The 4,475-nt window shown below is 59.1% G+C and carries 1 protein-coding gene and 2 pseudogenes; 1 reads left to right on the top strand and 2 read right to left on the bottom strand.

Going from position 1 to position 4,475, the window contains the following annotated elements; all coding sequences use genetic code 11:
* Positions 1-1,216 (bottom strand): annotated as a pseudogene (istA, locus tag ACIPUD_RS39500) (IS21 family transposase); the annotation flags it as partial.
* Between the two features lie 177 nt (positions 1,217-1,393).
* Here istA and ACIPUD_RS39495 point away from each other — a divergent pair.
* A pseudogene (locus ACIPUD_RS39495) lies at positions 1,394-2,047 on the top strand (IS3 family transposase); the annotation flags it as partial.
* A gap of 172 nt (positions 2,048-2,219) precedes the next feature.
* Here ACIPUD_RS39495 and ACIPUD_RS39490 read toward each other — a convergent pair.
* Complete coding sequence (locus tag ACIPUD_RS39490) at positions 2,220-2,651, bottom strand: GNAT family N-acetyltransferase (protein WP_446482956.1); 432 nt, start codon at positions 2,649-2,651, stop codon at positions 2,220-2,222.
* Positions 2,652-4,475 lie beyond the last annotated feature (1,824 nt).

Here is a 4,475-nt window from a genome sequence, read left to right as displayed (position 1 = left end):
TTTGCCGTAGCGGCGGTGGGCGCTGGGCATATGATCGGCAATCGTGGTGTGGCCGCGCCGGTTGGGCGCACGGGCGTGGCTGGCGATCCTCTGTCCCTTGTGGAAGACCTCGACGGTCTTGTCGGCGGACATCGACGAGTTCACGGATCAGGCGGTAAGGGGTGGAATACCAATGGCCGTCGATCTCGACGTGATAATCTGGGGCGACACGGCAACGCTTCCATCGCGCAAAGACGTAGGGCTGGTCCGGCAGTTCTCTCAACTTGGGGCGATCAATCTCGGCGAACAGTTCGGTCCGGCTCGAGCCGAAGCCGCGCATCTGGCGGGCGTTGAGTTCGACGACGAGCCCGCGGATGGCGGTATTGAGCTCCGCCAAGGAAAAGAAGCGCTGGTTGCGCAGGCGGGCCAGGACCCAGCGCTGGGCGATCTGGACTGCGACCTCAACTTTGGCCTTGTCCTTTGGTCGCCTCGGGCGGGCCGCCAGGATCGCGGTGCCGTAATGGCCGGCCATCTCAGCATAGGTGCGGTTGATCCCGGGATCGTAGCGATCGGGGTTGGTCACGGCGGCCTTGAGATTATCGCAGACCACGAACTTCGGCACGCCGCCGAGGTACCTGAACAGGCTGGCATGCACGCCGATCCAGTCGGACAGGCTCTCGCTGGGGCAGGCCTCGGCGTAGGTATAGTTCGAGGCCCCCATCGCCGCGACGAACAGCTTCATGGCGCGCACTTCGCCGGTGATGGGATCGAAGATATCGATGGTGTCGCCGGCAAAATCGACGAATACCTTCTCCCCACCGGCGTGAGTCTGACGCATGCTTGGCCGGGCCCGCTGCTTCCAGGCCTCGAACGTCGTGCAAAACCAGGTATAGCCAAAGCCGTCCGGATTGGCGGCGCGATACTCTTCCCACAACAGCAGGCGCGTCACGCTGCGCCGGCGTAGCTCCTTCTCCACATAAACCCAGTCGGGGGACGGTCGTCGGTCGCTTTCCGAGGCAGCCTTTGGCGCCGGAAACAGCAGCAGTTCAAGGCTCTCGTCGTCCAGGCCCTCCGGCAGCGGCCAGGTCAGCCCCGCAAGGCGGGCGCGACGCACATAACCGTGTACGACCCCATTGCTCACTCCCAACGTCCGCGCGATGACGCGCTCGGTCAGGCCCTGGTGCCTCAAACGTAGAACTTCTCGGATCCGGCGCATCGACAATCTCTCGGTAGGCATCAGGCTTCCTCATTGGTTGAATGAAGACTCCGTAGCCCGGTTGAGTTGTCGGTCGAAGCGTCCGGCACCGCCAAACGTTGCTCACGATCGCCTGAAATCGCTGCTCACGATCCTCTGAAATCGTTGCTCACGATGCGCTGAAATCCGTGCTCACGATGCCGCGAAACGCGCAACCTTCTGGCGGACGGCGTCGAATGCGGCCTGCACCGGGTCGAACGGCTGATGCGCCTGCAGGCCCTGCGGGCGCGGCCACAACGCCGGCGTCTGCCGAAGGACGCAGGCCATCGCCAGATTGCGAACGTGGCGTCGAATCTTCTGGATCGGCAGTTCGAGGCCGAGCGCCCGAACCAGAAGTGGATCGCCGACCTCACCTACATCTGGACGGCTGAGGGCTGGGTCTATGTGTCGGCGGTGATCGACCTGTTCTCGCGCCGGGTGGTCGGCTGGTCGATGAACGCCAGCATGACCGCCCAGTTGGTTGCGGACGCCCTGTTGATGGCGGTCTGGCGGCGCGGCAAGCCGGATGCCCTGATGCATCATTCCGATCGCGGCAGCCAGTACGTCAGCGAGCAGTTCCAGCGCTTGATGGCTGATAGCGGCATCGTCTGCAGCATGAGTCGGTCCGGCAACGTCTGGGACAACGCGGCGATGGAGAGCTTCTTCTCGTCGCTGAAAACCGAACGCACCGAGCGCAAAACCTATCGCACCAGGAACGAGGCCAGAGCAGATGTGTTCGATTACATCGAGCGGTTCTACAACACGATCCGACGTCACTCGACGATCGGTTACCTCAGCCCTGTTGAGTTCGAGCGCAAGGTGGGATTAGCTTAACCCCTGTCCATCAAACCGGCAGCAGCTCAACCCATGCCGCCAACTGCAGCGGCAAGGCTTTGGTTTGGTGGGGAGCTTGGCGCTGGATTGCGTCGGGCGTTCACGCGCCTAGGGCCATACTCTATAACGCGCCGCAGGATTCAATCGACTGAAAGGACTCTGAAGGGCTGAATTAGGAAGGACCTTCCAAGTCTTTCGTCATGAAGATACGAGAGGTGCCGGGCGGGGCGCAATGTATACGACCGAAGGCCTTCCATCCGTTTTTGGCGTAGAAACCTGGTGCCTGGAAGCTAAAGGTGTAGAGAAAGCCTGACCGGCAGCCCCGCCGCTGACCTTCCTGCTCAAATTTTCTCAGGATCTTTGTTCCCAGGCCCTTTCCGCGAAGCTCCGTTGGCAAAAAAAACATATCGAGGAACAACAATCCGGACGAGGAACGCCCAATTGCCCCGCCTAAAGCGCGGTCCGTTCCATGATCCAATAGGGTCACAGCAAGAGGACGCCTATCGCTGATCCCGGTAGCGAGATCCTCGAAATTGTTTAGCCCTCCCTCAATCGCCTTGACTGCGGAGGAACCGATCACGTCCGTAACGATGATATCCAGCATGTCACTTGTCTATTTTGCAGCAGGTTGCGGACGATAGCTTACGCCAGACAGCCGCCCGTCGTTGCAATAATGGAAATGTCAATCGCGTGGATGATCCGACCTCCTGTAGCAAGTCAGGAGCATTGGCCAGCAGAGTGGACATCCATACTCATTCCTAGTCTTCGAAAGTCCTCTTACGCCGGTGCGGATGGCCTAAATTGCACCAAACAACGAGCTTCGAAACTACTAGGATCGATAGTTGATAATCTCGTCGCAAAACACTCAGCGCAAGGCGTGCGAGCGAGAATGGGGCGGTGGCATAGAAGCGCTCTCATTCAGTCCCTTTGATCGCAGGAGTGTGCTTGTCCGCGGAGATCGAAGCTGATTGTCTCGCGTCCGTCCGTTTGCGCTGCTGCCGATTTGATGAGCACCGGACAAAGCTACTCGCACAGTGCGCTCGAACTTAACCAGGTTGAGTTAACCGTTCTGTCGTATCTGCAGGTCGCATTGTAAAGCTCACTCCATGTCATCGAGCACATCGGCTCGTGCCTCATTCTGGTTGTGCAGCTTTTGTTGGCCGTCCGTCCGCGTTTCGAGCGAGGAAAAGAAGCTCTACATTTGCGTTGTCCCAAACCTTGTCGTCGCGGCTAACACTGCAAACGATTGTCATTGGGCATTTGCAAACAATGACATAATTGCAGTCGACGCTCGGGAACCCTGGGCCCGGTTGACAAGGATGCCACCAAAAATACCGTTCTGTTCGCGTACAACCTAATTACCATGCCGATCCCTTCCAATAAAGCCAACCATGCGTCGGCGTAGGATCGTTAGGCGGAATCCCGGAGGGGATCCCGAAAGCCAGGCGTTCGTATCGGCAATATACGATCCCCAGAATTCGACCTCGAGACTGCTTGGCGCACCTCTCCGGCGCTGAAGCATTACCGGAGGGACAGCGGCTGTCTCCACTGCCGCAGGTGTCCCTTCTGAAGAATATCGAAAATCTCGCGCTTGCCTGCGGATGACCGACGAGCCTTGAATCGGAAGTCGTTTTACCGACGGTTTTGAAAGGAGTGCCATTTCTGTTTTGGTCGGACTCGACGCCAACTTGACTGGTTCGCGTCCGAAGTTCTGTGGGGGACGCAAGCGAGAGGAGATCAGACGGGGATGACCTTGTACTCGTCGGGCTCGGTCCTCACGCCACGGCTAAGTATTTTCCTCTGATTGAGAGCGCCGTCGCCAGGAGGCGAGCCTCCGGCTCCATGTGGTTGAGCTCGGGAGCACCAAAAATGCGGTGCATGCCTTTCGAGAAACGCGCGTGCAAGCCGATGAGTATCTCTGGATAGCCGATTTCCGACCACAGGGCATCTGGTACTCCGGCGAGGGGGAGGACGCTCTCAGAGCCTTGTCTCAGAGCCTTGGCAAGTCCACGTTCTAAAGTCATTGTCTCGACCGAACCGAAGGCCCATCTGGGGTACCTTCGCGCGGCACTTGGACTTGGTCTTGATTGTCTGGTTGACAAGCCGGTTGTGCTTCCAATGGGTTCGAATGCGCGCCCTGCAGCGGACCGAGTTGTTGGGGCGGCGGCGGAGCCCAAGGGCGATCTGTAGCCGAAGTGGGGGCGTTCTGTCGTGGTGGCGCCCGCGCCGGTACAACGCAGTCCACGAGATTGGATGTTATGCGCGCCAGGCCTTTCGTAAGCTCCGCACGCCTAGTACCTAGTCGTCCGTGAACAAGGCTCTAAGCGATTGAGCAGGAGTCAGTTTTCCGGTTGGGGCGGCATTTGAGATTGCAGGGATTGGGGGCTTGAGGCCCCCAAACCTTGCAATTTTCGTTTGTGGATTCCCT

Source organism: Bradyrhizobium sp. CAR08 (genome assembly GCF_052871955.1).
This window is presented reverse-complemented; position numbering and strand designations above follow the sequence as displayed.